This window comes from Microvirga sp. P5_D2 (assembly GCF_054049475.1).
Map to the genome: position 1 here is coordinate 1 of NZ_JBFUMH010000288.1, position 3,725 is coordinate 3,725.

General features: G+C 64.9%; 4 protein-coding genes. 2 read left to right on the top strand and 2 right to left on the bottom strand.

What is annotated here, in order from left to right; translation table 11 throughout:
• Positions 1-484 precede the first annotated feature (484 nt).
• Positions 485-1,381: a DMT family transporter gene (locus tag ACXJKO_RS30540; protein WP_457094771.1), complete on the bottom strand. Its 897-nt coding sequence runs from the start codon at positions 1,379-1,381 to the stop codon at positions 485-487.
• Between the two features lie 169 nt (positions 1,382-1,550).
• Between ACXJKO_RS30540 and ACXJKO_RS30545 the strand changes: the two genes are divergently transcribed.
• Together ACXJKO_RS30545 and ACXJKO_RS30550 are read left to right on the top strand one after the other, a co-directional pair.
• A complete protein-coding gene (locus tag ACXJKO_RS30545) occupies positions 1,551-2,438 on the top strand; it encodes a GNAT family N-acetyltransferase (protein WP_457094772.1) in 888 nt (295 codons plus the stop codon).
• A 122-nt stretch (positions 2,439-2,560) separates the two neighbouring features.
• Positions 2,561-3,040 carry a cupin domain-containing protein gene (locus ACXJKO_RS30550; RefSeq protein ID WP_457094773.1) on the top strand — a complete coding sequence of 160 codons (480 nt, stop codon included), beginning with the start codon at positions 2,561-2,563 and terminating at the stop codon, positions 3,038-3,040.
• 78 nt (positions 3,041-3,118) lie between these two features.
• On the opposite strand, the gene ACXJKO_RS30555 is transcribed toward ACXJKO_RS30550, so the two are convergent.
• On the bottom strand, positions 3,119-3,725 hold a 607-nt coding region (locus ACXJKO_RS30555; RefSeq protein WP_457094774.1), incomplete at its 5' end, for an isocitrate lyase/PEP mutase family protein.

Sequence of the window (3,725 nt, forward strand, 5' to 3'; positions counted from 1 at the left end):
GTCAGGTCAAAGCCGGATTTCGGGAGAACGCGGGAAGCGCGACGCTTCTTGAAAGGATGGCAGTTGCCGGGAGAAGCATCGGCTTATTGATATGTTCTTGCTGTGTGCTTGACTTTGGTCCTAACCTTGGCTCTAGCTGGGTTGTCCCGGCCCACCTTGGGGAGCGCTCGCGAGGCGTCGTGAGTGTGGGGTTGGGAACGGTGACGTGCTGGAGGTGACGCAGCCTCGTGCGACGGGAGGCCCAGGCGAGAGGCTGGGCTCAGTTCTGGTCCAAGGCCGCCCGTAACTTCAGACGGTGTCCGCCTCGGGCAGTCCATGGGCCGGTCGCGTCTGTCCGCCTAAAAAAGCCGTGCGCGAGGGGCCGTCTGGCTCTTCCCTCACTCCACCATCGAGCCGGACCGCTCCTCGCGCCCCCTCGATTTCCCACCCTCGGGCCGCATCGGCCGCGAGGCTACGCCCGCATGTTCTTTTAGGACCGGGCCCTTCAGCGAAAGCGTCCCCACAGCACGGTGGCGAGCGGCATGACGTGATTGCGTCTGAGCGCGATGATCAGCACGCCGCACAGGGCAAGCCCCGTCCCGAGCGCCATCCTTGTGTCGAAGTGATCGTCTGTCACAACGAGGCCCATCGCCACCGTCAGCAGCGGGACCATGATCAACAGAGGGGCGATCAGGTTGGCCGGGTACCTGCCGATGAGGCTGTAATAGGCCGTGTGAGCGCCCAGGGACACGACAAGGGCGGAAAACAGCAGAGCCGCCACGAACGGCCATCCGGCCTCCATGGACCGCGTAACCTGGCCGGTCTCGAGACCCGTCGTCAGGAGAACGAGAGGCACCACGGAGGCCAGCCCGATCCAGGCCTGGAACTGCAGGGGCTGGACGCCCTTGATCTGCTTCATCATCACGGCGGCGAGAGAGCCGGCGGCAGCCCCCAGCAAAATCAGAATGAGGCCGCCCGACAGGGGAAACCCGCTCGACGGATCCCACATGACGAGCATGCCGCCAATGAAGGTAAGCGCGATGCCGAGCCCTCGCCTCCAGTGGATTTTCTCACCGAGCATGGCGACGGAAAGCAGCGTCGTGATCGGCAGCCCGAGCTGGCCCACAACCGCAGCACTGGAAGGGCTCGCGGTCTTGATGCCGAGGAAGAACAGGGCAAAGCCGCCGCCGCCCATGAGAAACGCGACTACCAGTATCCGCCATGTGGGCCTCGGTGCAGGCAGCAGCCACGGCAGGGTCGCAAGGCCCACGATGCCGAAGCGGATCGCCGCGTAGAACAGCGGCGGGATCTCCATGCCTGAAACGACGAGCTTGCTGACGACCGTATGCGCGGCCCAGACGAAGCAGACGAAGAACATCAGGAGGAAATCACGGAAGGTCATGATGTGTAATAACGCAACCCGCTGTCGCGTCGCAAATGTCGAGAACGTGGAGCTGGTATGCTGTTGCCATGGGAGCAGCGCCAAGGCTCCGACTCCATAAGCGCCGACGTCTAGGCCCGGTTCCTCGCCGCGCGGGCCTGTGATATTGAAACATTCAACCGCTCCCGCCATGGCATTTGCCCTTACCGAGAACCGCACGATGTCCCTTCCCGCCGGCGTGACCAGCCGCCCCGCCCTCGCCTTCAATACGGATGCGCTTGCCGAGATCATGACCGCGTGCTTCGAGGGCTATGTGATTCCCCAATCGGTCACGGGCGAGGCATTCAATGCCCGCTTCCGGCGCGAGAATCTCGATCTTCAGGCGAGCCGCGTGTTCATGGAAGGCGAGCGCGCCGTGGCGCTCGTTCTCGTGGTGCGCCGGGGCTGGACAGCGCGGATCGGGGCCATGGGCATCGTCAGTGATTTCCGGGCCAAGGGCCTCGGGCGCGCGGCCTTAAGTTCCGTGATGGACGACCTGCGGGGGCTCGGCGACCGCCGCCTCATGCTGGAGGTCATCGACTCGAACGAGCCCGCTATCCGGCTTTACGAAAGCGTCGGCTTCAAGACCCGGCGCAACCTCGTCGGCTATCGCCGCCCGGCAGGCTCCGTAAACCCGGCAGACGTGGCCGATCTCGTCGAGGTCGATCCTCTGATCGTCGCCCGCGTGGTGGCAGCGGAAGGCGCGCCCGACCTGCCCTGGTTCAATGCGCCCGAGACGCTTGCAGCCTGCGCCGCCCCGGCGCGCGGCTTCTCGCTTGGCAATGAAGCCTTCGCCATCGTCGAGCCGACGCCCCAGCCCAACCTGTTGAGCCTGCGCACCCTCGTGGTGGCCCGCCAAGCGCGCGGGCGCGGCCTGGGACGGCGGATGATCGCATCGCTGGCGGCAGCCCATCCGGGGCAGGATCTGGTGATCTCCGCCAACTTCCCGGAGGAGCTCGTGCCGGGTTTCATCGCCCGCATGGGTTTCACGCGCACGCCCATCGGCCAGTTTGAGATGGATCTCGATCTCACGGTGTAATCCTTGCTCCGCACCGATTTCTTGACATCAGGCCCAGGAAGGCGGAGCCTCGATTGCGCGGCAGACGCATTGTCTGACCGCCCGCGTTTGCGTCCGCCACATCACCCACTCGGGAGGTCGTGATGCAGTCGTCCAAGCTCCAAGCCGCAGCCTGCGGCGCAACTCTTCTGTTTGCCCTCGCACCCGCCTTCGCCCAACAGCCGCACCAGAACGCCATGGTCAATCCAGGCGACATCACCTGGAAGGACGGCCCTCCTTCCTTGCCGAAGGGATCGCAGATGTCGGTTCTCTACGGTGACCCGACGAAGGACGGCATCTTCGTGATGCGCCTGAAATTCCCGGCGAACTACAAGATCCCGCCGCATACCCATTCGGTCGATGAAATAGTCACCGTCGTCAGCGGCGAATTCAATCTCGGCATGGGCCCGAAATTCGATGCTGGAAAGATGAAAGCCATCAAGGCGGGCGGCGTCATCGCCATGCCGCCGAACATGCAGCATTTCGCGCAAGTCGGGCAGGAGACCGTCGTGCAGTTGAGCACGCGAGGCCCCTGGAGCATCGCATACGTGAACCCAGCGGACGACCCGCGCAAGTCTCAATAGACGAAGCGCAGCGCTTCCGATGCACCGGCCTGCCGGGCGGCACTTGTCGTGCCGCCCGATGACGTTTGTCCGCGGATATCATCCACGCTCGTAGGCGAAAACGCCCTGCTCCCGGATCTGGGATGCCGCATGAAGCATCGCCGCGTCGGCGGTGCGTGCTAGCGCGCTGCCCAAGCTGATGCGAGCAACGCCGATGCTGGCGAGGTCCGAGGCCGAGATGGACGGTGCGCTCAATCCCATCAGTACGTTCACGGGCTTACTCACAGCCTCGCAAACCGCGCGTATGGAGCGAAGGTCCGGCAGGCCTGGTGCATAGAGCACGTCCGCTCCGGCATCGGCAAAGGCCCGCAGCCGCGCTATCGTATCGTCGAGATCCGGGCGCCCAAGCAGGAAGTTTTCCGCACGCGCGGTGAGCACGAAACCGCTGCCGCGAGCCTCCTCGGCTGCGGCCCGCACACGCTCGACGGCAAGATCGAACGGGTAGATCGGATCGTCCGGGTTGCCGGTAGCGTCCTCGATGGAGCCGCCCGCGAGGCCGATGTCGATGGCGGCGCGGATCGTCTCGGCGCAACCCGCCGGATCGTCCGCGAAACAATTCTCGAGATCCGCCGACACGGGCAGGTGTGTCGACCGCGCGATCTGGTCGGCGTTGGCGAGGATCGCCTCCCGGCCAGCCTGCCCATCC